24 protein-coding genes are annotated in these 23,417 nt (G+C 42.1%); 14 read left to right on the top strand and 10 right to left on the bottom strand.

Translation table 11 applies throughout. The features are described 5' to 3' along the window. Nucleotides 1-52: 52 nt before the first annotated feature. The 7 genes from htpG to NVS78_RS09845 all read left to right on the top strand — a co-directional run bounded on the left by htpG (nucleotide 53) and on the right by NVS78_RS09845 (nucleotide 8,854). Nucleotides 53-2,104, top strand: coding sequence for a molecular chaperone HtpG (gene htpG, locus NVS78_RS09875; protein WP_286359061.1), 2,052 nt, complete (start codon nucleotides 53-55; stop codon nucleotides 2,102-2,104). 109 nt (nucleotides 2,105-2,213) lie between these two features. Then, nucleotides 2,214-2,837, top strand: a complete 624-nt coding sequence (locus NVS78_RS09870; protein WP_286359060.1) for an HdeD family acid-resistance protein — start codon at nucleotides 2,214-2,216, stop codon at nucleotides 2,835-2,837. A gap of 65 nt (nucleotides 2,838-2,902) precedes the next feature. Beyond that, nucleotides 2,903-3,556: a uracil phosphoribosyltransferase gene (gene upp, locus NVS78_RS09865; RefSeq protein ID WP_286359059.1), complete on the top strand. Its 654-nt coding sequence runs from the start codon at nucleotides 2,903-2,905 to the stop codon at nucleotides 3,554-3,556. 74 nt (nucleotides 3,557-3,630) lie between these two features. Beyond that, nucleotides 3,631-3,969: a hypothetical protein gene (locus tag NVS78_RS09860; protein ID WP_286359058.1), complete on the top strand. Its 339-nt coding sequence runs from the start codon at nucleotides 3,631-3,633 to the stop codon at nucleotides 3,967-3,969. Nucleotides 3,970-4,059: 90 nt separating this feature from the next. After that, nucleotides 4,060-7,344, top strand: coding sequence for a preprotein translocase subunit SecA (secA, locus tag NVS78_RS09855; RefSeq protein WP_286359057.1), 3,285 nt, complete (start codon nucleotides 4,060-4,062; stop codon nucleotides 7,342-7,344). 77 nt (nucleotides 7,345-7,421) lie between these two features. Next, nucleotides 7,422-8,342, top strand: a complete 921-nt coding sequence (gene lgt / locus NVS78_RS09850; protein WP_286359056.1) for a prolipoprotein diacylglyceryl transferase — start codon at nucleotides 7,422-7,424, stop codon at nucleotides 8,340-8,342. A 35-nt stretch (nucleotides 8,343-8,377) separates the two neighbouring features. Beyond that, nucleotides 8,378-8,854 (top strand): nucleoside deaminase, encoded by a 477-nt coding sequence (locus NVS78_RS09845; RefSeq protein WP_286359055.1) that lies wholly within the window; start codon nucleotides 8,378-8,380, stop codon nucleotides 8,852-8,854. A 25-nt stretch (nucleotides 8,855-8,879) separates the two neighbouring features. On the opposite strand, the gene NVS78_RS09840 is transcribed toward NVS78_RS09845, so the two are convergent. From NVS78_RS09840 to rsfS, 8 genes are all read right to left on the bottom strand, one after another. Beyond that, a complete protein-coding gene (locus tag NVS78_RS09840) occupies nucleotides 8,880-9,056 on the bottom strand; it encodes a (2Fe-2S)-binding protein (RefSeq protein WP_286359054.1) in 177 nt (58 codons plus the stop codon). Nucleotides 9,057-9,226: 170 nt separating this feature from the next. Continuing rightward, on the bottom strand, nucleotides 9,227-9,913 hold the full coding sequence (locus NVS78_RS09835; RefSeq protein ID WP_286359248.1) for an RluA family pseudouridine synthase: 687 nt from the start codon (nucleotides 9,911-9,913) through the stop codon (nucleotides 9,227-9,229). 26 nt (nucleotides 9,914-9,939) lie between these two features. Further along, nucleotides 9,940-10,755: a 3-methyl-2-oxobutanoate hydroxymethyltransferase gene (panB, locus tag NVS78_RS09830; RefSeq protein WP_286359053.1), complete on the bottom strand. Its 816-nt coding sequence runs from the start codon at nucleotides 10,753-10,755 to the stop codon at nucleotides 9,940-9,942. Nucleotides 10,756-10,785: 30 nt separating this feature from the next. Then, complete coding sequence (locus tag NVS78_RS09825; protein WP_286359052.1) at nucleotides 10,786-11,457, bottom strand: phosphatidylserine decarboxylase family protein; 672 nt, start codon at nucleotides 11,455-11,457, stop codon at nucleotides 10,786-10,788. 79 nt (nucleotides 11,458-11,536) lie between these two features. Beyond that, complete coding sequence (locus NVS78_RS09820) at nucleotides 11,537-12,346, bottom strand: phosphatidate cytidylyltransferase (RefSeq protein ID WP_059025717.1); 810 nt, start codon at nucleotides 12,344-12,346, stop codon at nucleotides 11,537-11,539. Continuing rightward, nucleotides 12,339-12,548, bottom strand: coding sequence for a putative signal transducing protein (locus NVS78_RS09815; RefSeq protein ID WP_286359051.1), 210 nt, complete (start codon nucleotides 12,546-12,548; stop codon nucleotides 12,339-12,341). Before NVS78_RS09815 ends, NVS78_RS09820 begins: the two co-directional genes overlap by 8 nt. A gap of 16 nt (nucleotides 12,549-12,564) precedes the next feature. After that, nucleotides 12,565-14,556, bottom strand: a complete 1,992-nt coding sequence (ftsH, locus tag NVS78_RS09810) for an ATP-dependent zinc metalloprotease FtsH (protein WP_286359050.1) — start codon at nucleotides 14,554-14,556, stop codon at nucleotides 12,565-12,567. After that, nucleotides 14,540-14,923, bottom strand: a complete 384-nt coding sequence (gene rsfS, locus NVS78_RS09805; RefSeq protein WP_286359049.1) for a ribosome silencing factor — start codon at nucleotides 14,921-14,923, stop codon at nucleotides 14,540-14,542. The genes ftsH and rsfS overlap by 17 nt, the downstream gene beginning before the upstream one ends. Before the next feature lie 325 nt (nucleotides 14,924-15,248). Here rsfS and NVS78_RS09800 point away from each other — a divergent pair, with 325 nt between their 5' ends. From NVS78_RS09800 to miaA, 5 genes are read left to right on the top strand one after another with little or no spacing between them, the layout of a single operon-like run. Further along, nucleotides 15,249-16,340, top strand: coding sequence for a pyridoxal-phosphate-dependent aminotransferase family protein (locus tag NVS78_RS09800; RefSeq protein WP_286359048.1), 1,092 nt, complete (start codon nucleotides 15,249-15,251; stop codon nucleotides 16,338-16,340). A gap of 25 nt (nucleotides 16,341-16,365) precedes the next feature. After that, nucleotides 16,366-16,656, top strand: a complete 291-nt coding sequence (locus NVS78_RS09795) for a DUF2752 domain-containing protein (protein WP_353620729.1) — start codon at nucleotides 16,366-16,368, stop codon at nucleotides 16,654-16,656. A gap of 11 nt (nucleotides 16,657-16,667) precedes the next feature. Further along, nucleotides 16,668-16,994, top strand: a complete 327-nt coding sequence (locus NVS78_RS09790; RefSeq protein WP_052634323.1) for a CCC motif membrane protein — start codon at nucleotides 16,668-16,670, stop codon at nucleotides 16,992-16,994. A gap of 17 nt (nucleotides 16,995-17,011) precedes the next feature. After that, complete coding sequence (locus tag NVS78_RS09785; protein WP_041502012.1) at nucleotides 17,012-17,617, top strand: IS1096 element passenger TnpR family protein; 606 nt, start codon at nucleotides 17,012-17,014, stop codon at nucleotides 17,615-17,617. A gap of 12 nt (nucleotides 17,618-17,629) precedes the next feature. Next, nucleotides 17,630-18,535, top strand: coding sequence for a tRNA (adenosine(37)-N6)-dimethylallyltransferase MiaA (gene miaA, locus NVS78_RS09780; protein ID WP_286359047.1), 906 nt, complete (start codon nucleotides 17,630-17,632; stop codon nucleotides 18,533-18,535). Between the two features lie 130 nt (nucleotides 18,536-18,665). Here miaA and NVS78_RS09775 read toward each other — a convergent pair whose 3' ends face one another. After that, the gene (locus NVS78_RS09775) at nucleotides 18,666-19,646 is read right to left on the bottom strand and encodes an EamA family transporter (RefSeq protein WP_286359046.1); all 981 of its coding nucleotides are present in this window, start codon (nucleotides 19,644-19,646) and stop codon (nucleotides 18,666-18,668) included. A 200-nt stretch (nucleotides 19,647-19,846) separates the two neighbouring features. Between NVS78_RS09775 and NVS78_RS09770 the strand changes: the two genes are divergently transcribed. Further along, nucleotides 19,847-21,211: an aldehyde dehydrogenase gene (locus NVS78_RS09770; protein ID WP_286359045.1), complete on the top strand. Its 1,365-nt coding sequence runs from the start codon at nucleotides 19,847-19,849 to the stop codon at nucleotides 21,209-21,211. A 51-nt stretch (nucleotides 21,212-21,262) separates the two neighbouring features. Then, nucleotides 21,263-21,427 (top strand): rubredoxin, encoded by a 165-nt coding sequence (rd, locus tag NVS78_RS09765; protein ID WP_286359044.1) that lies wholly within the window; start codon nucleotides 21,263-21,265, stop codon nucleotides 21,425-21,427. A 185-nt stretch (nucleotides 21,428-21,612) separates the two neighbouring features. Here the strand turns inward: rd and NVS78_RS09760 are convergent, their stop codons facing one another. Beyond that, complete coding sequence (locus NVS78_RS09760; RefSeq protein ID WP_286359043.1) at nucleotides 21,613-23,223, bottom strand: fumarate hydratase; 1,611 nt, start codon at nucleotides 23,221-23,223, stop codon at nucleotides 21,613-21,615. Between the last annotated feature and the right edge of the window lie 194 nt (nucleotides 23,224-23,417).

The raw sequence follows: 23,417 nt of genomic DNA, 5'->3' as shown, positions 1-23,417 counted from the left end.
TGCCGGAAAGATTGCGTAAATTCAAGAATAACTAAATTAAAAATATAGAACTATGTCAACAGGAAAGATTGGTGTTTCAACGGGGGATTTGTTCCCGATTATCAAGAAATTTTTATATTCTGATCATGATATTTTCTTGAGAGAGATTGTCTCTAACGCGGTGGATGCTTCCCAAAAATTGAAAGTGTTAGCCACAAACGGAGAGTTCAAGGGGGAAATGGGAGAGTTGAAAGTAAGAGTGAAGGCTGACAAAGCGGCAGGAACATTGACGGTTTCCGATAATGGTATCGGAATGACGGGAGAAGAGGTCGAAAAGTATATTAATCAGATCGCTTTTTCCGGAGCGGAGGAGTTTATGGCAAAATACAAGGATAACGGGGCAGCAATTATCGGTCATTTCGGATTGGGCTTTTATTCTTCCTTCATGGTGAGCGATAAGGTGGAGATTATCACCAAATCTTATAAAGAAGGGGCAAAAGCCGTGAAATGGTCTTGTAACGGAACTCCCGAATACACGATGGAGGAGACGGAGAAGACGGAGCGGGGTACGGATATTGTCATGCATATCAATGAAGAGGAGAAAGATTTTCTCGAGGATAATAAAATTAACGAATTGCTGACCAAATATTGTAGGTTCCTGCCTGTCGAAATTATCTTCGGAAAGAAAAGAGAGTGGAAAGACGGAGAATACAAAGATACGGAAGAGGATAATGTAATCAATGATATTAATCCGGCCTGGACACGTAAACCTTCGGACTTGCAAGAGGAGGATTACTTGAAATTTTATCATCAACTGTATCCGATGGCCCAGGATCCGTTGTTCCATATCCATTTGAACGTGGATTATCCGTTTAATCTGACGGGTATCCTTTATTTTCCTAAAATTGATAATAAATTCGAAATACAGAAAAACAAGATCCAACTCTATTCGAATCAGGTTTATGTAACCGATTCGGTCGAGGGTATCGTTCCCGAGTATTTGACTTTGCTACACGGGGTAATCGATTCTCCGGATATTCCTTTGAATGTTTCCCGTTCTTATCTGCAAAGCGATCGTAACGTGAAAAAAATTTCCAATCATATCACGAAGAAAGTTGCGGATAGCCTGAGCGATATTTTCTCGAGCAACAGGGAAGAGTACGAGAAAAAATGGGATGATTTGAAGATTTTTATCCAATATGGCATGCTGACGGATGAAAAATTCGATGAGAGAGCCAAGGCTATTTTTCTTTTCAGGGATACCGACGGAAAATATTTCACGCTTGAAGAGTACGAAAATTTGATCAAACCGAACCAGACGGATAAGGATAATAAGATCGTTTATTTGTATGCTACGGACGTACATGAGCAATATACTTATATTGAAAAAGCCAAGAATAGAGGATACAGTGTGCTTTTGATGAACGGTCAGCTGGATACCCATTTTATCAATCACCTGGAGCAAAAAAATCCAGATCATCGTTTTGTACGGGTAGATGCGGATGTCATAGATAAATTGATTCAAAAATCCGAGACGAAAGAGACGACTTGGAGTGCTGTCGAACAAGAGGAACTTCGCACCGTTTTCTCTTCGCAACTTCCCAAGGATAACGGTATGTTCATGGTCTCTTTCGAAGCTATGGGAGAGGATAATGAACCGGTTGTCGTTACCCGTGCCGAATTTATGCGCCGGATGAAAGAGATGGCTGCCATGAATCCGGGAATGAGCTTTTACGGGGCGATGGGAGACCAGTATACTTTGGTTGTAAATACGGACCATAAGTTGGTCAACGAGGTTTTAGAGGAAGAGAAAAAGGCGATGAATGCTAAATTGGAACCCTTGGACTTCGAGATCAAAGAGACCGAAAGCAAGAAAACGGAGTTGGATGAATTGAATAAAGGAAAAAAAGAGGAAGAAATTCCTCAGGTGGATAAAGACCGGAAAACCGAATACGATAAGGCCATTGCCGATTTAAAGAAACAAAAAACGACTTTGTTGGAAGAGTACGGACGCGGGAATAAGATCGTGGGGCAGTTGATAGATTTGGCTCTTCTTGCCAATGGCCTGTTGAAGGGTGAAGCATTGAATAAGTTTGTAAAAAGAAGCATAGAATTGATTAAATGATCAGAATAAAGAAAGAGCCGGATAAAAATCCGGCTTATTTTTTGTTATGGGAAAACAAAAAAGAACTATCTTCGTTAAACATAATTGATGTCATTTTATACATAACTCTATGCAGATTATTTATTCTTCAACAAGCTACAAAAGATCGGTAATAAAGTCAATTATCGCGATCGTTTTAGGACTTATTCTGGTATTATGGCCTACGGAGGTGTTGAACTATACGGTGAAAATTATCGGGGCCGTATTTTTTATAACCGGATTGGTGTCACTGATTGTCTCCTATAGAGACAAGGGTGAAGATTCTCCAGGCGGATTGACATCCTTTAATGGAATCGGAAGTATTATTCTGGGCCTTTTGTTATGGTTTATGGCGGATTTCTTTACCAATATGTTGATGTATTTGTTGGGATTTATTCTGCTTGTTGCCGGTATCGGACAGTTGGTATTATTGACGTCCGCACGGAAATTCGGTCCGATTTCTGCTGTAAATTATTTGTTTCCCGTGTTGATTCTGTTGGCCGGATTTATTGTATTTGCCAATCCATTCTCGGCCAAAGAAGGGATCATCACTTTCTTCGGAATTACCACTGTCTTTTACGGAGTGACCGATTTGATCAATCAGTATAATATTAATAAACTACGTAAGCAGAGACAAGAGGAAGAACAACGCCAGAAGATGGGTGGCGGGGAGATCGAAGATACGGATTACGAAGAGATCAAAGAGGATAACTGAATTTTTCACGTTCTCGAATTTTATTGTTTTCTTTGTGGCAGAATAAAAAAGATCTACAAAGTATCATGGTAAAGGTAATCAATGAAGAAAATTCTGTTTATAATCGTTTTTTGGCAGAGTTACGGGATATAAACATTCAGAAGGATTCTTTGCGTTTTCGTCGGAATTTGGAACGGGTGGGGGAGATTATGGCTTACGAGATCAGTAAGACCTTTCGTTACGATACGTATAAGGTACGTACTCCGATTGATGTGGCTGAGGTTATGTTGCCGACGGATAAGGTTGTTGTTGCTTCTGTCATGAGGGCGGGACTTCCTTTTCATCAAGGCTTTTTAAACTATTTCGACAGTGCGGAGAATGCTTTTATTTCGGCCCGACGTGCTTACCGAGGTGATCACAGCTTTGAGATCCGGTTTGATTCGATATATACGCCGGATCTGAGAAAGAAACAACTGTTGTTGGTCGATCCTATGTTGGCCACGGGAGCCTCGCTTGTGGTTGCTTATCGTGAGTTGTTGAAACAAGGCGGAAAACCCGATCATACCCATATCGCAGCAATTATAACCAGTAGACAAGGGTTGAAACATGTGACCGAAGCGTTAAAAGAGGAACCGGTTACTTTGTGGACTGGGGCTATCGATGAACGGTTGACCGATAAATCATATATCGATCCGGGAATCGGAGACGCGGGGGATTTGGCTTTTGGAGAAAAGTTATAAGAAGGTGAAGCGATTTTTCTCTATCTTTTTTTGTTAACGTTTAGTTTTTAACTTTATTGTATTATCTTTGGCTTGTGGAAATGAATAAATACCTGTTAGCAGCACTTTATGTCGTGGCCGGATGTGTCGTGACAATACCTTCCGGTGGACGTAATGAAAGTGTACCTGTCGGAAGGGATGGTTACAGGTTATTGATATCTTCTACTCAAAAGATTATTACCGTTGCATTGGAGAAGAAGTCAGTTGATGAACTGGCTTTTGATGTGTTTGGAACCCAAAGCTTAACGACAATATCCGATTTGATTGCAGATCGTTTTTCTTGTTCGTGGGTTGCGCTTCCCGGATTTAAGTCTCCTGATGTGGCGGCCAATCCGATCCGGGCACCCGGGAAGACACGGCAATCCAAGGTTTGAGTCTTTATGGTTTTCGATTGCGATAGGTGATGCGATCGTGTAGAGCCATCTTAAATATAAATAATCAGTTTTCATAAATACAAAAGAAATATGGGTTTTAATGATATATTAAAACAACTCTTCGGTAATAAATCGGATCGGGATTTAAAAGAGTTGTTGCCTATTGTGGCTAAGGTAAATGTCGAGTGGGAAAAGGTAAAAAAATTAAGCGATGATGAGCTTCGTGCACTTTCGGCAGACTTGAAGGCCAAGGTACACGCCTACGTGAAGGAGGAAGAAAACGAGATTGCAACGTTAAAAGCAAAGATCGAAGATGAGAAACCTTCCATAGAAGAACGGGAGGATATCTACACGAAGATTGATAAGTTAGAGGAGCAGATCGATAAAAAGATAGAAGAGGTTTTAAACGAGATTATGCCGACGGCTTTTGCCGTCATGAAAGATACGGCCCGACGGTTTACCGAGAATAAAGAGATTGTGGTCAAAGCGAATGATTTCGATCGCCAGTTAGCCGTTACGAAAGATTTTGTGGAGATTGACGGCGACGAGGCTATCTATTTCAATTCTTGGATGGCAGGAGGAAACGAGGTTACCTGGGATATGGTACATTACGATGTGCAGTTGATCGGTGGTGCCGTATTGCATCAGGGAAAAATTGCGGAGATGGCTACCGGCGAGGGTAAAACTTTGGTGGCAACCCTACCTGTTTTCCTGAATGCTTTGACCGGACGGGGGGTGCATGTCGTGACCGTGAATGACTATTTGGCTAAACGTGACTCGGAATGGATGGGGCCGCTCTATATGTTCCATGGATTGTCCGTGGACTGTATTGACAAAACGGAACCCAACTCTTCGGAACGTAGAAAGGCGTATCAGGCAGATATTACTTTCGGAACGAATAATGAATTCGGTTTCGATTATTTGAGGGATAATATGTCTATTCATCCCGAAGATCTGGTACAAAGGAAACACAATTATGCCATTGTCGATGAGGTAGACTCCGTGTTGATCGATGACGCCCGTACCCCGTTGATTATTTCGGGTCCGGTTCCCAAAGGGGATGATCAGATGTTTGACGAGTATAAGCCTCGCGTGGAGAAGTTGGTTAAAATGCAGAGGGATTTGGTAACCCGTATTTTCAATGAGGCAAAAGTGCTTTTGGCCAGTGATGATAAAAAGAAAGTGGATGAAGGAGCCATTCTTTTATTGAGGGCTTTTAAAGGATTGCCTAAGTATAAGCCGTTGATTAAGTTTTTGAGTGAACAGGGAAATAAGGCGATTTTGGTTAGGACGGAGAATATCTATATGCAGGAGAATAATCGCCGGATGCCGGAGATCACCGATGATCTTTATTTTGTGATCGATGAAAAACAGAATTCCATTGACCTGACAGATAAAGGACATGATACGATTACGGCTGCGGGTGAGGATCCTGATTTCTTTATTTTGCCGGATATCGGATCGGAATTAGCGGAGATCGATAAGATGGGATTGTCGGACGAGGATAAGATTGCTAAAAAGGATGAGCTGATCCAGGGATATGCGGCCAAATCGGAACGAGTGCATACGGTAAATCAATTATTGAAGGCCTACACCTTATTTGAACTTGACGTGGAGTACGTGGTGATCGATAATAAGGTGAAGATCGTGGACGAACAGACGGGACGTATTATGGAAGGACGCCGTTATTCGGACGGTCTGCATCAAGCTATCGAAGCAAAGGAAAATGTAAAGGTTGAAGCTGCTACTCAGACATTTGCTACCATTACGTTACAGAATTATTTCAGGATGTACCATAAGTTGGCCGGTATGACCGGTACCGCAGAAACGGAAGCGGGAGAGTTCTGGGATATTTATAAATTGGATGTAGTGGTTATTCCGACCAACCGTCCGGTGGTCCGTAAGGACGCCAACGATTACGTGTATAAGACCAAACGCGAAAAATACAATGCCGTTATCGATGAAATTACCCGTTTGGTAGGAGAAGGACGTCCGGTATTGGTCGGTACGACCTCGGTAGAGGTTTCCGAATTACTAAGCCGTATGTTGAAATTGAGAGGTATCAAGCATAATGTATTGAATGCCAAGTTGCATCAACGAGAGGCAGAGATTGTGGCGGTTGCAGGTCAGTCGCAAGTGGTTACCATTGCAACCAATATGGCGGGGCGTGGTACCGATATCAAATTGAGCCCGGAAGTGAGGGCTGCCGGAGGTTTGGCTATTGTGGGGACGGAACGTCATGATTCTCGTCGCGTTGACCGGCAGTTACGCGGTCGTGCGGGACGTCAGGGAGATCCGGGGTCTTCTCAGTTCTTCGTTTCCCTGGAAGACGATTTGATGCGTTTGTTCAGTTCCGAGCGGATTATTCGGGTGATGGATCGTTTGGGACATGAGGAGGGAGATGTGATTCAACACTCCATGATTACAAAATCTATCGAGAGAGCTCAACGAAAGGTGGAAGAGAATAACTTCGGTATCCGTAAGCGTTTGTTGGAGTATGACGACGTGATGAACTCACAACGGGAAGTTATTTATAAAAAGAGACGTCATGCGTTGTTGGGCGAACGGATTGGAGTGGATATTGCCAATACGATGTATGATGTTTGCGAGGGATTGGTTGAGGAATATAAAGAGGCAAACGATTTGGAAGGGTTCCGTTTAGCCGTGTTGAAGAATCTTTCCGTCAACTACGAGATCACTCCTGAAGTTTTCCAGAAAAAATCGGTAGCTGATATTACGGAAGATTTGTATCGGCAGATGCGGGAAACATACACCCGGAAAGTGGAAAGTATCTCCCGTCAGGCTTTCCCGGTGATTAAGAATGTATTCGAACAGCGGGGAGAGTTGTTTAAGAATATTATAGTGCCTTTCACGGACGGAATGAAGATGTATAATGTCGTTACCAATTTGGAAAAAGCCTATCATTCGGGTGGAGAAGAGCTGGTTCGGGCATACGAGAAATCAATCATGCTTGCCCATATCGATGACGCGTGGAAAGAGCATTTGAGAGAGATGGACGATTTGAAACAATCCGTGCAGAATGCTACTTATGAACAAAAAGATCCGTTGCTGATCTATAAATTCGAGTCGTTCAACCTGTTTAAATCCATGGTCGACAAAATCAACAAAAGCGTGGTTTCCACACTGATGAAAGGACAGATTCCTTTCGAAGCGCCGGAAGATGTACGTCAGGCCGAAGAGAGACGTACGGATTTGAGTAAGATGAAAACCGGACGTTCGGATATGGCTCCTCAAGCCAACCGGGAACAACGCAAACAGGAACCGGTACACGTGGGGCCGAAGGTCGGACGTAACGATCCTTGTCCTTGCGGGAGCGGCAAAAAATACAAAAATTGTCACGGGAAAGAAGAGTAATAAACGAATGAGGAAATCCGGAGGTTGGTTTATTGATCTCCGGATTTCATTCTCTATATAATCTTTAAATCGAAAACATGATTTCACTTTATATTGATTGGAACGTAAGTCCGGAGATATTTAATTTGGGAGGCATTTCTGTCCGTTATTACGGATTATTGTTTGCCTTAGCCTTTATATTTGGCTATAAGGTTGAAGAAAAGATGTTCCAATCGGAAGGTCTGAGTCAGAAATGGCTGGATAAGCTATGGATATATGTTGCCATAGCCACGGTGATAGGTGCTCGTTTAGGGCATTGTTTTTTCTATGATTGGGATTATTACAGCAGTCATCCTCTTGAGATCATTCTACCGGTACGTTTTGAGGGTGGATTCCATTTTACGGGATACCAAGGACTGGCAAGTCACGGGGCTGCTATCGGAATTATTGTCGGATTATGGTATTACTCTAAGAAGGTAAGTAAAAAATCCATATTCTGGATATTGGACCGGGCTGTCGTGCCGATTGCGTTAGCAGGATTCTTTATTCGGATGGGAAATTTTATGAATTCGGAGATTATCGGGGCTCCGACAGCCGTACCCTGGGGATTTCATTTTTTGCGGGTGGATGATAGCGAGTGGATTAAGGCCGTTTTTTCCACGGAACAGATTGCACACTACCTGAAGGACGGGATTATTGCCAAGACCCGTACGGGTCTTCATTTCCTCAGGCATCCGGCCCAGTTGTACGAAGCGATCTGTTATTTGATTAGTTTTGCCGTACTTATGCATCTCTATTGGAAAACGAAGGTGAAAGAGAGGGAGGGGTATCTTTTCGGGATGTTTCTCGTATTGATCTTTACGGCTCGTTTTATCATCGAATTCTTTAAGGAGGTACAGGAACCCTGGGAGGCGGAAATGGCATTGAAGATGGGACAATGGTTAAGTATTCCTTTCGTCCTGTTCGGAGCATTTATGATATGGTACAGTAGCCGGAAAAAAGGTAAGGCAAAAAATTGAATTAGTTCGTTTTTATATGTAAATTATTCATTCATATGGCTGCATACAATAAAGAGTTTATGAAAGAGGCGATTCGTATAGCCTTGGATAACGTGAAAAACGGAACGGGAGGACCTTTCGGGGCGGTTGTCGTACGTGACGGAATAATTATCGCTACATCCGGTAACACGGTTGTTCCGGATAACGATCCGACAGCTCATGCCGAGGTGAATGCCATACGAAAAGCTTGTAAGCAGTTGGATTCTTTTCAATTGAAAGGGTGTGATATTTACTCCAGTTGCGAACCTTGTCCGATGTGCTTAGGAGCCATCTATTGGGCACGTCCCGATCGTCTTTATTATGCTTCTACCAAAGAAGATGCGGCCGACGGCGGATTCGACGACTCTTTTATCTATAAAGAGATAGCCTTGGACGGTCCCGATCGTTTTATTCCCTTTATCAATAAACGGGAGGAGGGAAGCGGAGAGGAGTTCCGGCTATGGAAAGAGAACGAAAATAAAACAGTCTATTGAGAAAGGTGCTTTTAAAAAGCACCTTTTACTTGTTGATTTCATCCAGAATGGTCTGGATTTCATCTTGACAGCCACCGCACCCACATCCTGCATTTGTAGCGTCACCGACTTCTTCTACTGTTTTTAAACCTTGTTCCCGAATCGCTTTTACGATATCGGCCTTTGATACTTGAAAACAGTTACAGGTTATTTCCTCGCTCATAAGATTATATTATTTTACTGTTTTGTGTGCGTTTCAAAGATAAAGTATTTTTTTTAAAAGATTCATATAAGATTCGATATTATCTATTTATGAGGGGATAGAGAAAATCTATTTACAGCGAAAACGGGATCGCTTGTAGGATCCCGTTATATAATGTCGAAGAATTCGGATTATTTTAAGTTATTATAGAAGAAATTCCAAAGGTTGTCTTCCAATGGCGGGGTAGCCGTGATGGTGATCATCTCCTGTTTCACGGGATGCATAAAACTAATGCTACGAGCATGTAAGCTGATGCCTCCTCCGGGATTGGAACGAGGTGAACCGTATTTCAGGTCGCCCTTGATGGGACACCCTATTTTAGCTAACTGGCAACGGATTTGATGATGTCTGCCCGTGCAGAGTTTTACTTCTAACAGGAAATAGTTTTGGCTTCCGTTGATTAACTTGTATTCCAAGATAGCCTCTTTGGCTCCTTGACGAGGGCGGGTGTACACGGAAGATTTATTTTTCTCCGTATCGCGTACTAAATAATGGACTAAGCGTGCTTCGTCCTCTTGCGGCAGTTCGCTTACGATCGCCCAGTAAATTTTAGTTATTTCGTTATCATGTTCCTGGAACATTTTATTTAAGCGGGTTAGGGCCTTGCTTGTTTTGGCAAAGAGGACGACGCCGCTTACGGGTCTGTCTACCCGGTGGGGAATTCCGAGAAATACATCTCCCGGTTTGTTGTATTTCTTTTTGATGTATGCTTTTACCTGCTCGCTGAGAGGTTCGTCTCCGGTTTTATCCGCCTGTACAATGTCGGAATTTTTTTTATTGACGGCAATGATATGATTATCCTCGTATAAAATTTCCAAACTCATTTTTTCTATTCTTTTCAAATTTAATATTGCTCCCTTTCGTTCGGGAAGTTTCTGCTTTTTACATCGTTGATGTAATTGCTTACAGCTCCGCTGATCTCCGCGTACAGATTGTGATAGCGGCGTAAGAAACGAGGGGAGAATTCCTGATTGATACCTAACATGTCGTGTATAACCAATACCTGACCGTCAACACCACCGCCAGCACCGATGCCGATAACCGGTATCGTTAACTCTTTGGCGACGCGGGCGGCTAATTGGGCCGGTATTTTCTCCAAAACAAGTGCGAAGCATCCTGCCTCCTCCAACAAGTGGGCGTCTGCTACCAATTTTTCAGCCTCGTCATTTTCTTGAGCCCGAACTACATAGGTTCCGAACTTGTGAATACTTTGTGGGGTTAATCCCAAATGTCCCATAATAGGTATTCCGGCAGAAAGAATGCGGGCAATGGATTCCAGTATCTCTGCACCTCCTTCTAATTTTACGGCATCGGCACTGGTCTCTTTCATGATACGTATGGCGGAGCACAAGGCCTCTTTACTGTTTCCCTGGTAGCTGCCGAAAGGCATATCGACAACAACCAGAGCGCGGTCTACCCCTCTGACCACGGAGGCTCCGTGGTAGATCATTTGATCGAGAGTGATCGGTAAAGTCGTTTCGTGTCCTGCCATGACGTTCGAAGCCGAATCTCCGACAAGGATAACGTCTATTCCTGCATGGTCAATGATTTGGGCCATAGAGAAATCATAGGCCGTCAACATGCTTATTTTTTCGCCCTTTAGTTTCATCTCCGATAAAACATGGGTAGTGACTCTTTTTACTTTCCTTTGAACTGACATTGCATTCTGATTTGTAAATCCGCTGACGTATCACTTGGATTCAGGGTTCTGAAATGTTCCGATAAGTGTTTGTGAACCGGTCACTTTCTGACCTAATTTTACGTTGATTTGGGTTCCGAGAGGTAAAAAAAGATCCACTCTTGAACCGAATTTAATAAATCCTGCATGTTCGTCTTGGCGAGCTTCTCCTCCCACGGGGGCATAAGAAACAATTCGTTTAGCCATGGCTCCCGCGATCTGTCGCATAACGATCTCTTGCCCGTTTCGAGCCTCGATGGCAATGGTTGTCCTCTCGTTTTCCGTGGAAGATTTCGGCAGGTAGGCGGCCATGTATCTTCCTTGATGGTATTTAAAATATTTGATGATGCCGTTTATGGCAAACCAATTGATATGCACGTTAAAAATATTCATAAAAATAGATACTTGAATACATCGACTTTTCAGGTATTCAGGCTCGTATGTTTCTTCTACGACCACGATTTTTCCGTCTGCGGGGGCTAAAATCGTGTTATCGTTTACTTGAATATGCCGATGGGGAAATCGAAAGAAGTTTACGATCAGCAGGTATATGACGGCGCTTAATACAAGTATGATCCGAAAAATAAGACCACTTGGAATGAAGACATAGATCAATACGTTTATAAAAGCAATAAACACGAAAACTTTGAATAGTAACGGATAGCCAGCCTTATGTATTTTCATCGGGTAATATTTTAGTTCGCAAAGAGCGATTGGTCTTTATTAGTCTTATTATGATTTTATATCAAAACAAGTCGCAAAGTTAATACATGAATTCCATATAAACAAAAATAGCGGGGATTGCGAAGATAATTGCATCGAATCTGTCCAAAATCCCCCCGTGTCCCGGTAATATATTGCCCGAATCTTTTATCTCGATGCTTCGCTTAAAAAGGGATTCCAATAAGTCCCCGTATATTCCGAATACGACTACGATACAGGCTATGATGGCCGTATCTATGATGGTATATCCTTCGATGTGTGGGGCTATACAAAGAGCGGCAAGAATGGTAGTGACTCCTCCGCCGATAGCTCCTTCCCAGGATTTTTTAGGTGATATTCTGGGGAATAATTTATGTTTCCCGAATTGAGAACCGAACAGGTAGGCGAATGTATCGTTGATCCACACGAGCAAGAATGGGAAAAAGATAATTTCCGGCATCCATTGACCGGAAGTCATGTAAGGAAGGTAGATCAATAGAGTGAAAGGCAGACTGATATACAATAAGGCGTAATAGGAAAAAGCTATGTTCTGAAAACCGTTTCCTTGTTTTCGGTATAATTCCCGGATGGCCATCAGAAAGGTCAACAGGAAAAAGAATAGATATCCGTCTTTATAATCAATGTAGTTATGCAGAAATCCTACCGTGAAGAGTACGCTGCCGCACAGGATGCAGAACGGAAAATTAATGTGGATGTTCATTTTTTTTGCCATTCTTCCGAATTCGATAATCCCCAATATATTGATGATAAAAAAGAGTATATAAAAGCAAATGGGGTGTATGAAAATACACCCTGTTAAAATGAATACGAACAACAGTCCGCTAATGGCTCTTTTCCAGAAATTACTCACGATCGTTCTTGTTTTTAATTACTTTTTCTGCCTCTTCTTTATGCTCTTTGTTCACCATTACATTTATCTCTCCGAGCATGATATAAGAAGAATCCTTTTGGTTTAAAATCACGGCAGGAATGTTCGAATCGCTTAATAGTTCTGTGATCCTTTCCGCCTCAAATTCTTCATTTGTTGTAAAAACAGATACCCAATTGTCCATGGATTTACATGTTAAATTAGTCTATGTTGTCATTGGGGTCTTCTTGCGGCTTCACCTCTTCCTCCTCGTCAGACCAGGGACGTTTTCCTAAAATATTTTCCAAATCATCGCTGAAAATTACTTCCCTTTCGATTAATAATTCCGCTACTTGTTTATGTTGCTCCTGATGTTGCCTAAGTAACTGTTTGGTGCGTTCGTAGGCAGCACTGACCATCTCCTTCACTTCGGCATCGATAAGTTCTGCCGTCTTTTCGGAATAGGGTTTTGTAAAGCTGAAATCGCTTTGTCCCGTGGAGTCGTAAAAACTTAAGGTCCCGATCTTGTCGCTCATACCGTAGATAGATACCATCGCATATGCTTGTTTGGTAGCCCTTTCTAAGTCATTTTGGGCTCCTGTCGAAACTTGCCCGAAAACGAGTTCTTCCGCGGCCCTTCCTCCCAGTACGGAACACATTTGATCTAACAACTGCTCTTTCGTGGTGATTTGTCTTTCCTGGGGTAAATACCAGGCAGCTCCTAAGGCCTTGCCCCTCGGGACAATGGTCACTTTCAAAAGGGGATGAGCATGCTGTAATAGCCAAGAAACGGTAGCATGACCGGCTTCATGGTAAGCAATCGCTTTCTTTTCGCTGACTTTTATTACTTTGCTCCGGTTCTCAAGGCCACCTACGATTCGGTCGATGGCATCCAGGAAATCTTGTTTTTCCACGGCGGATTTATCTTTTCTGGCTGCGATAAGAGCGGCTTCATTAGCCACATTGGCGATATCTGCGCCTGAGAATCCGGGAGTTTGTTTAGCCAAAAAAGAGTAGTCCACATTATCAGCCAATTTCAAAGGTTTCAAATGAACTTTAAATATCTCTTCCCGGTCTTTTAGTTCCGGTAGGTCAACGTATATCTGACGATCGAAACGTCCGGCTCTCAAGAGGGCACTGTCCAAAATATCGGCCCGGTTTGTCGCGGCGATGATGATGACTCCCGAGTTGGTTTCGAAACCGTCCATTTCCGTCAACAGTTGGTTCAGTGTATTTTCTCGTTCGTCGTTTGAACCCATGTTGGGATTTTTACCCCGGGCACGTCCGATAGCATCGATCTCGTCGATAAAGACAATGCAAGGAGCTTTTTCTTTAGCTTGTTTAAACAAATCCCGAACGCGAGAAGCTCCGACGCCGACAAACATCTCTACGAAATCGGAACCCGACATGGAGAAGAAAGGTACGTTTGCTTCTCCGGCCATAGCTTTTGCCATCAACGTTTTACCTGTTCCCGGAGGACCGACCAACAAAGCTCCCTTGGGTATTTTCCCTCCTAATTTCGTGTATTTGTCCGGACTCTTCAAAAACGAGACAATCTCTTCAACCTCCTGTTTAGCTTCCGCTAATCCGGCCACGTCCTTAAAGGTTACTTTCACGTTGGATTCTTTGTCGAAAAGTTTCGCCTTTGATTTTCCCACGTTGAAAATTCCTCCGCCTCCTCCGCCTCCGGCGTTTTTGCTCATTCTCCGGAAGAAGAAAATCCAAATAAAGATTAAGATAGCCAGAGGAAAAATAATGGATATGACATCACTCCACCAGTTGTATTCTTGTTTATAGTCAATGGTAACATCCATGGCTCCGGGGATCTCCTTGCGAGCTTCCTCCATGTTTTTTTCAAAGGTTTCAGTCGAACCTATTGAAAAATAAAATTGAGGACCGTTTTCATTGTTTTTGAATCCTTTGGAAACTAATTTACTGTAATTTTCAATCTTGTCAGGTTGTAAGTATACGTTTACCCGTCCCGTGTTGGTGATCACCACGAATTCCTTAACATCCCCTTTTTCCAACATTTGAGTTTTGACCTCTTGCCAAGTCGTCCTTTCCGGACTGGTAGGCATGCTGAGGAAGTTGAAACCGATAATGATAGCGGCGATTATAATATACATCCAGTATCCGCTGAATTTGGATCCTTTATTGTTTTTTCCTCCTACGGGAGGAAAGTTAAATCCTTCATTTTTATTGTTTTCTGCCATAATTTATTGTTAAATTCTCTTCTAATCTTGTTATTTTTGCGTCCACCCAAAAGTCCTCCAGTTGGTAATAGTCCCGTTGCTCTTTTTGAAAAATATGCACCACGACATCCCCGTAATCCAGTACGATCCATTGGGCTTGATCTTCTCCTTCTTTATGTATGGGCGTTTCTTTCAGTTCCTCTCGAACCGAATCGTGAACATAGTCCGCTAAACTCGCGACATGCGAGTTTGATGTTCCATGACATATTACGAAGAAACTACAAAAACAGTTTTCTATTTTTCTTAGATCAATTTTAACGATATCGACACCCTTATGATCATCCAGTGTTTTTACTACATTCTCCACAATTTTTTCTGCTCCACTCATTCTAAAAATAGTTTTAAAATCCAGTACAAATATACATTTTTATTTAAACTTAAAAGGTTTTGGAGGGACTCTTCTTGATTTCTATCAAAAAATGTACCTAAAATTATTTCCTCATTTATTCTGACGATTTGACAGTAAAATAAGTTATAGAAAATGGGGTTGAAAATAATATACAAATTGTTAAAGTTTTTGGAGAGAAGCCGTGTATTTAACAAATCTTATTTATAGTTTTGCAAACCTGAATAGAGAAAATAGGTGAACTTATTTTCTCGCATTCTTAAAGAATGACTCGAAATATTGTCGTTTTAAGTTTAAATGAAAAGAAATGGAGAAATATCTTATACCATTAGTGCCGGGGCCGGTTTCAGTTCCTAAGGAAGTTTTGAATGTTGCGACCTTTAATTACGGTTCTGCCGATTTGGAACCGGAATTCTTGACCATGTACCGGGAAACGGAAAGATTGCTGCAGAAAATGATGAATACGAAAAATCATGTCGTCATTCAAACGGGAGAAGGTATGCTGGCTTTGTGGACAGCATTGAAAAGTACGTTAGTGTCAGGAGATCGGGTATTGGTTATTTCTACGGGTATCTTTGGTTATGGTTTTGGCGAAATGGCGGAATCCATTGGTTGTGAAGTAAAAACTTTGGCTTTTGGATTCGATGAAACGATAACGGATTTTGATTTGATTGAGAAGGCAATAAAAGATTTTCAACCTAAAATGATCACTTTGGTGCAAAACGAAACTCCGAGCGGAACGATGAATCCGGTCAAAGAGATTGGTGATTTGAAGATGAAATACGATGTCCCGTTGTTGTGTGTTGATATCGTATCCGGTTTGGGGGGCTCCTGTATTGACGTTGACGGTTGGAACGTGGACTTGGCGTTGGGCGGTTCACAGAAATGCTTATCTGCACCGGCGAACATGGCATTCCTCTCCGTGAGCGAAAAAGCGTGGGAAATTGCCAAAGAAGTCGCTTATCCCGGTTACGAGGCTTTATTGCCTTTTCTGAAAGCAGTTGAAACGGGGTATTTCCCTTATACGCCTTATTGGCATGGTATTGCACAGTTGCGTAAGGCATGCGAATTAATATTTGAGGAGGGGCTTGAAAATTGCATTAATCGTCATCATATGGTGGCGGAATATTGTCGGGGACGGATTAAGGAGATGGGGTTGAAGCTTTATCCGCTCGAAGATGCGATATGTTCTCCTACGGTTACGGCCGTTTATGTTCCTGAACATATGACGTGGGAAAAATTGGATAGCGAATTACGTTTACAGAATATGGTCGTGGGAGGAAATTACAGCTGTTTGGCCGGCAAAGTATTTCGTATAGGACATATGGGATCTCAGGCTAATATGAATTTGGTGAAAGAGGCTATGGACATATTGGAGACGGTTGTTCACAATATATGATATCGGCCTTTGAAGCGAGTTTGTAATGACGGAGTGGTTTGAAGTACATCAATTGTCATGCTGGATAAAGGCATTATGCGGCATGGATTGTCCCGGATGTGGTTTTCAGACAGCTATGTTGTTATTGATGAAAGGAGAGGTATCGGAGTCGATCGTAACCTATCCGGCATTACTTCCGTTTATGTGGTTTATCTTGCTGATTATAGGAAGAATAGTAGGAATAAAGAAAATTGAGACAAGCCTATTAAAAATTAGCGGGTTTGCTTGTTTGATTATAATTTTAATATCATATTTGTTTAAATTAATGTCTATCTAAAATACAAACGAATGGAAGTAGAGGAATTGAAAAAAATGAATTTGCCTAATGCGACGGCAATATTGGTTTTGGGGATTTTATCACTTATATTCTGTTGGATGTGCTACGGGAGTATAATCGGGGTCATACTGGGTATTATTGCTATCGTTTTGGCTTCAGAACCTCGTAAGATGTATCTGCAAAACCCGCAGCTTTATACGGAAAGTTCTTATAAAAATTTGAATGCAGGAAGAGTATGTGCTATCATAGGGCTTTGTATCTCTCTTGCTATGGTTGTGTTAATAATTCTAATGGTGTTGGGAATAGCCGCAATAGGCTTGGGTTCTTCAATGATGTAGGATAAATGAAATAGAATATGGATTACAGATTTGAAATCAGCTTACCGAATAGTTCGGATTTTAGATGTGAAATCGCAATTGGTGGAGACCAAACGTTTCAACAGTTTCATGATAAAATCGTGGATGTATTGAATTACGACAATTCACAAATGGCTTCTTTTTTTACGATTGACAAAATGGGGAATAGGGGAAAAGAGATAGCGCTAATGGATATGGCGACGGATGAAGAAGAGAGTGATACCTTAGTGATGGATAGTACGAAAATCAGTGATATCATAAAGCCGGGTTGTTTAGAGTTGGAGTATGTTTTTGATTTTTTTACGAATCGTTATTTCAGGGTGGAGTATGCCGGGGAATATGTTCGTGATTCTTCCGATGTTATGCCCGTGTGCGTGTTCTGTGACGGGGATATTCCGGAACAATTTTCTTTTGATGAAGGTAATGATAATTGGGAGTTCGATAAGCCGGAGGAGGAGTTTGACGATGAATATGACGATAGCTTCATGGAAGAGTTCGGGAACGATAGTTACGGGGATGAGGACCGGGAAGATCGGGGATACGACGAAGAGGATTTTCGGGAAGATCGTTACGAGAGTCTGGATGATTATATTGACAGGCTTTAATTATTTCATCGGATGAAGAAAACGTTGTTAGTGATACTCGGACCGACAGGGGTGGGAAAAACCGATCTGAGTATAGAGCTGGCGACTTATTTTCAGACGGTTATTATCTCGTGTGATTCCCGGCAATTATTTAAAGAGATGCATATTGGAACTGCCGTGCCCGATCAAGAACAATTGGCGGCGGTTCCTCATTTTTTTGTCCAGTCTGTTTCTGTAAAAGATTATTTTAATTGTTGGGAATTCGAACAACAGGCTTTGTGCCGGATAAAAGAGCTTTTCTTGGAGAGAGACGTTGTTGTTATGACAGGGGGCTCTATGATGTATATCGATGCTGTGTGCCAGGGAATAGATGAGATTCCTGATGTGGACCCGGAGGTTCGGCAATCGGTTATGCAGATGTATCAGGAAAAGGGACTGGAATTTATGCGACTCTTGTTGAAAAGATTGGATCCCGTTTTTTACGGTATGGTCGATCTGAAAAATGCGAAGCGGGTAATGCATGCCGTCGAGATCTGTTTGACGACGGGCAAGTCTTATTCTTCCTTACGTACCGGAATTCGGAAAGAACGGGATTTCTCCATTATAAAGATAGGACTGAATAGGGATAAGGATGAATTATATGCCCGCATTAATGCCCGGGTCGACGAAATGTTTAGACAGGGCTTGGAAGAGGAGGCTCGTTCTTTGTATCCTTTGAGGTATTTAAATGCTTTGAACACGGTAGGATACAAAGAGTTATTTGATTTTTTCGATGAAAAAACCGATCGGGAAGAAGCTATTCGTCTGATCAAACGGAATACTCGTCGTTATGCCAAGAAACAATTGTCTTGGTTTCGCCGGGATACGAGCATCACTTGGTTTCATCCCTCTCAAAAACAGGAGATACTTGATTTTGTTGTAAATCACTTCATCACGTAACCTCAAAATCTTCTATTTGTAAATTGATTCGTGCATAAGGTCTGATCTTGTCGTTTTTAAGTTGGAAATTAAAAATTCGAGATCGTCAATGAGCACTTCTTTTATTTTGCAATTGTCGTTAGGCAATTTTTTAATTTGTCATATATTGCTTTTGATCCCGTTTCGGGGGCGTGATCAGGATTAAAAATGATCCGAAAATAATGACTCCGGCCAAAATAAAATCCTTTGTGCTTAAATCCGGACGCATGGCGAAATAATAAGTAGCGGCCCAGACTTCTAAGCTATAAGTGAGCATGGGCTGAAAAGCTCTGAAAGTCATAAAGGTTTCGGCTGTAGCGGTTTGTAGGGTTGCATAATATAAGTAAGTGGAAAGTGATGTGAGCAAGAGGCCGGTGAGACATGCGCTTATGATACCTGCCGGATTAATGATATCTTTTATTTTGGGCAGGTAAAGAGTGGATAAGGGGAGGTTCATTAAATCTTTCGCGAAGAAATGCTCGAATAAAGCGATACCGCTTAATATGCAAATAACCGAAAATCCGCCCCAAAACATCGTATAACCGGATATACCGCATTTTTGACGTGTGGTCGTGTTGGGACTCGTGATGGTCGTTTTTTCTACGATTACGGCCCGGATGCAACTGGCAAAAGCTGCTAAAACAACAAGTATTGCTATTTTCCCTCGAATGGCTTCGGGAAGAGACAGGAGAAAAAGAACGATTCCGGTGAGGATAACCAGCATGCCGATGATATCGCTGCCATTAGGTGTGCGTTTGAATAAAAAATAGGTCAAAATGGTCGTGATAATTACTTCCAAATTGATCAGTAGACTGGTTTCGGTACTGCTGATATATAGATAAATGGCTGCTAAAAAGAAATTCCGGAAAATTTGTAGCCAAGTGTACAACCATGAGTATTTGACTCCGGATTTCCAACTTTGCGTGGTGACCGGTTCCCGGATAATAAGTAAGGCTACTCCTCCGGAAAATATTTGTAGTGATGTAAACACAAGTATGTTAATATCATAGTTTAGCAGACAATATCGGGTGACGACACTATTGACGGACCAGGTAATCACGCTTAGTAAAGCGAACAAAGCTCCTATTTTCATAGATTATTCATTAATTCTCAATTAAGTGTAAAGGGCTTTTACATTCAAAACTCTTTATCTATTTTTAACTGTAACGATAACGCGAGGAAAAAGTTTTTTACTGTCAAAGTAAAAAAAACAGGGTATTTTATGTAAAAAAACTTTTGAAATCATATCTTTGTTAAATAAGATCCGTATAATTTAAGGACGAAATCAGCTATATGACAGAAGAACGGATTCAAATAGAGAGTAAGAGGGCATATTATGCAACCGGTGTCACGCGTGATCTTAATTTCAGGGTAGAGGCATTACGACGCTTGAAGAAAGTGATTATAGAACATGAACATGAGATAAGCCGCGCCTTGTGGAGCGATTTACATAAATCGGAAGGAGAGGGCTATCTTACGGAAACCGGAATTGTTTTAAATGAAATCCGAGATTGTATAAGGAATTTACGTCGATGGAGCAGAGAGCGGAAGGTAAACACTCCATTGTTTTTATTTCCTTCGCGGGGTAGAATATTGTTTGAGCCTTACGGAATCGTATTGATTATTGCCCCATGGAATTATCCGTTTCAGTTGTTGATGATGCCTTTGATCGGGGCTATTGCTGCCGGAAATGTTGCGGTATTAAAACCTTCGCCTTATGCTCCTGCCGTTTCGAAAGTGATCTCTCGGATTCTAAACGGGGTATTTCGACAGGAACACGTTTCTGTTTTCAATGGAGGGGAGGAAGAGGTGGAGGCTTTGTTGAAAGGACGTTTCGACTATATTTTTTTTACGGGTGGGATTCGTTTTGGACGAAAAGTGATGGAAGCTGCTGCCAAGCAATTAATTCCTGTCACACTGGAGTTAGGGGGGAAGAGTCCTTGTATTATAGGAGAAGGATGTAATATGAAATTAGCGGCTCGCAGGATTGCCTGGGGAAAATTTTTGAATGCAGGACAAACTTGTGTTGCTCCCGATTATGTATTGATTCCCAGTCATTTGAAAAATAATTTTATAACACAAATGAAATCGGCTGTTTTCTCTTTTTGGGGAGAAGAACCGAAAAATAGTCCGGACTACGGTAGAATAGTACATGAAGCCGGGACAAAGAGATTGATTAATCTGATGCACTCTTCGGGAAAAGTTATATACGGAGGAGAATATAGTATAGTCGATAGGTATATTTCCCCTACATTATTAGATGAAATAGAGCCGGATAGCCCGATTATGCAGGAAGAGATATTCGGTCCTTTATTACCGATTATCGGATACGAATATATAGGAGAGGCCATTGAATTTGTCAATAAGCGGGATAAGCCTTTGGCTTTGTATTATTTTGGTAATGAAAAGGAAGGAAAACAGGTAGTGGGTTCGACATCTTCCGGGGGAGGATGTATTAACGATACGATTATGCATTTGGCTAATTCTCATTTACCTTTCGGTGGAGTCGGGAGAAGCGGAATGGGAAAATATCACGGGAAAGCCAGTTTTGAGTTATTCAGTAATCGTCGGGCAATCCTACGTTCTTTTTCCTGGATGGATATCCCTTTACGCTATCCGCCGTATAAAGTGAATTGGATAAAAAAATTTTTAAATTAGCAAACGGATAGTTAACTATCCATAGTAGAAACCTTATAAAAGAAAAGCGTTATGAAAAAGTACATTTGCACTGTATGCAGTTACGTTTACGATCCGGCAGAAGGAGATCCGGATAGTGGTATAGCACCCGGAACGGCATTTGAAGATCTTCCCGATGATTGGGTTTGTCCTTTATGCGGGGTAGGCAAGGAAGATTTTGAGCCTGTGGAAGAATAAAGAGATTTTTATCTTGTGTAATTCTCACCTTAGCTTTCAAAAGCTTTGGTGAGATTTTTTTTAGAACAACTGAAAACAAAAGAAGGTAAGCGAAATAATAAAAATGCTGTTCGGAAATAGAACAGCATTTTTATCTATAAACTTTAGATTGTAAATGTTATTGCCTAATCACCTAATTTACATCGTCAATGTGACCACTCTGCGAAAAAATCATTTCCTTTGTCGTCCACAATGATGAAGGCAGGGAAGTTTTCCACCCGGATTTTGCGAACGGCTTCCATGCCGAGTTCTTCAAAATCGACGATTTCGACGGATTTGATGCTCTCTTTTGCTAAAATGGCTGCCGGGCCGCCGATGGAACCGAGGTAGAAACCTCCGTGCTTTTTACAGGCGTCAGTGACGGCTTGTGAACGATTTCCTTTGGCGACCATGATCATAGAGGCCCCGTGGTCTTGGAACAGATCCACATAAGGGTCCATGCGGCCTGCCGTGGTAGGTCCGAAACTACCGGAAGCCATTCCTTTGGGGGTTTTAGCCGGTCCCGCATAGTAGATCGGGTGTTTTTTGAAATATTCGGGCATGGGTTTGCCTTCATCGATCATTGCTTTGATACGGGCATGGGCGATATCGCGTGCCACGATCAGGGTTCCGGATAGGTTTAGACGGGTTTTGATCGGGTATTTGCTCAGCTCTTTTAAAATATTCTCCATCGGCTGATCCAAGTCGATGTTTACCGCGGGAGCCAGATGGGGAGCTTCAGCCGGTAAAAAACGGGCTGGATTTTTTTCCAGTTGTTCCAGGAAAATACCCTCTTCCGTAATTTTGGCCTTGATATTCCGGTCTGCACTGCAACTTACTCCGATGCCCACGGGACAGGATGCGGCATGGCGGGGAAGACGGATTACCCGTACGTCGTGTACCCAATATTTTCCGCCGAATTGAGCACCGATACCCATATCCTGGCATATTTTCTGGATTTTGGCTTCCCATTCCAAATCTCGGAAGGCCTGACCTCCCTCGTTTCCTTGTGTCGGAAGATTATCGTAATATCCGGCAGATGCTTTTTTCACCGTGGCAAGGCAAGCCTCGGCAGAAGTTCCGCCGATGACAACAGCAAGGTGGTAAGGAGGACATGCCGATGTTCCCAAGTCTTTTACCTTTTCCTTGATGAACTTGGTCAGTGTCTCTTCATTCAATAGAGCTTTCGTCTGTTGATACAGGAAAGTTTTGTTGGCAGATCCCCCTCCTTTGGTTATAAACAGAAATTCGTATTTGTTGCCTTGCGTGGAGTAGATGTCGATTTGTGCCGGTAAATTAGTACCGGTATTTTTTTCTTCGGTCATAGTGAAGGGAACCACTTGAGAATAGCGTAGGTTCCTGTCCCTGTATGTTTCAAATACCCCTTTGCTGATAGCTTCGGCATCGTTACACCCGGTCCATACGTTTTCACCTTTTTTACCGATCGCGATGGCTGTTCCCGTATCTTGGCAGGTCGGAAGTTCTCCTTCCGCCGAAACGACCTGATTCAATAGCATCGTATGGGCAACGAATTTATCATTGTCGGTAGCTTCCGGGTCTTTTAGGATATCGGCTAATTTTTGTAAATGAGAAGCACGTAAGTAAAAAGAGACGTCGGCGTAGGCTTCGCGGGCCAATAGTTCCAAGCCCTCTTTTTCAATTTTTAATATTTTTCGTCCTTCTACCTCTACGGTTTTTACGTAATTCTTGGTTAACAGACGGTATTCCGTGCAATCTTTTTGTATCGGAAACGGTTCTTGATACTTGAAATCTGCCATGATCGTTTATGGTTTAAAGTGTTTTTGTATTTTAGATTTCCATAACGGAAAAATTTCTCTAATTCGGCAACGAAATTAAAATTAATAAACGAGAAGTCCAACTGCTTCCCGGATAAAATGAACGAAAAAGAGTTTTCGTCCGATGGTTTAAATAAGATCTCGTAAGGGAGGGGTAAAACTGAAATCCCGGATAA

Source organism: Gabonibacter chumensis, from assembly GCF_024741215.1.
Lineage (GTDB): Bacteria > Bacteroidota > Bacteroidia > Bacteroidales > Marinifilaceae > Gabonibacter > Gabonibacter massiliensis.
The sequence above is the reverse complement of the archived record's forward strand: the minus strand, read 5'-3'. Positions and strand labels throughout refer to the sequence as shown.

Bases quoted from the DNA above. Each gene is read 5' to 3' on its own strand.
- htpG (WP_286359061.1), top strand. From the start codon at position 53: ATGTCAACAGGAAAGATTGGTGTTTCAACGGGGGATTTGTTCCCGATT.
- NVS78_RS09870 (WP_286359060.1), top strand. From the start codon at position 2,214: ATGCAGATTATTTATTCTTCAACAAGCTACAAAAGATCGGTAATAAAG.
- upp (WP_286359059.1), top strand. From the start codon at position 2,903: ATGGTAAAGGTAATCAATGAAGAAAATTCTGTTTATAATCGTTTTTTG.
- secA (WP_286359057.1), top strand. From the start codon at position 4,060: ATGGGTTTTAATGATATATTAAAACAACTCTTCGGTAATAAATCGGAT.
- lgt (WP_286359056.1), top strand. From the start codon at position 7,422: ATGATTTCACTTTATATTGATTGGAACGTAAGTCCGGAGATATTTAAT.
- NVS78_RS09845 (WP_286359055.1), top strand. From the start codon at position 8,378: ATGGCTGCATACAATAAAGAGTTTATGAAAGAGGCGATTCGTATAGCC.
- NVS78_RS09840 (WP_286359054.1), bottom strand. From the start codon at position 9,056: ATGAGCGAGGAAATAACCTGTAACTGTTTTCAAGTATCAAAGGCCGAT.
- panB (WP_286359053.1), bottom strand. From the start codon at position 10,755: ATGTCAGTTCAAAGGAAAGTAAAAAGAGTCACTACCCATGTTTTATCG.
- NVS78_RS09825 (WP_286359052.1), bottom strand. From the start codon at position 11,457: ATGAAAATACATAAGGCTGGCTATCCGTTACTATTCAAAGTTTTCGTG.
- NVS78_RS09815 (WP_286359051.1), bottom strand. From the start codon at position 12,548: ATGGACAATTGGGTATCTGTTTTTACAACAAATGAAGAATTTGAGGCG.
- ftsH (WP_286359050.1), bottom strand. From the start codon at position 14,556: ATGGCAGAAAACAATAAAAATGAAGGATTTAACTTTCCTCCCGTAGGA.
- rsfS (WP_286359049.1), bottom strand. From the start codon at position 14,923: ATGAGTGGAGCAGAAAAAATTGTGGAGAATGTAGTAAAAACACTGGAT.
- NVS78_RS09800 (WP_286359048.1), top strand. From the start codon at position 15,249: ATGGAGAAATATCTTATACCATTAGTGCCGGGGCCGGTTTCAGTTCCT.
- NVS78_RS09795 (WP_353620729.1), top strand. From the start codon at position 16,366: ATGACGGAGTGGTTTGAAGTACATCAATTGTCATGCTGGATAAAGGCA.
- NVS78_RS09790 (WP_052634323.1), top strand. From the start codon at position 16,668: ATGGAAGTAGAGGAATTGAAAAAAATGAATTTGCCTAATGCGACGGCA.
- NVS78_RS09785 (WP_041502012.1), top strand. From the start codon at position 17,012: ATGGATTACAGATTTGAAATCAGCTTACCGAATAGTTCGGATTTTAGA.
- miaA (WP_286359047.1), top strand. From the start codon at position 17,630: ATGAAGAAAACGTTGTTAGTGATACTCGGACCGACAGGGGTGGGAAAA.
- NVS78_RS09775 (WP_286359046.1), bottom strand. From the start codon at position 19,646: ATGAAAATAGGAGCTTTGTTCGCTTTACTAAGCGTGATTACCTGGTCC.
- NVS78_RS09770 (WP_286359045.1), top strand. From the start codon at position 19,847: ATGACAGAAGAACGGATTCAAATAGAGAGTAAGAGGGCATATTATGCA.
- rd (WP_286359044.1), top strand. From the start codon at position 21,263: ATGAAAAAGTACATTTGCACTGTATGCAGTTACGTTTACGATCCGGCA.
- NVS78_RS09760 (WP_286359043.1), bottom strand. From the start codon at position 23,223: ATGGCAGATTTCAAGTATCAAGAACCGTTTCCGATACAAAAAGATTGC.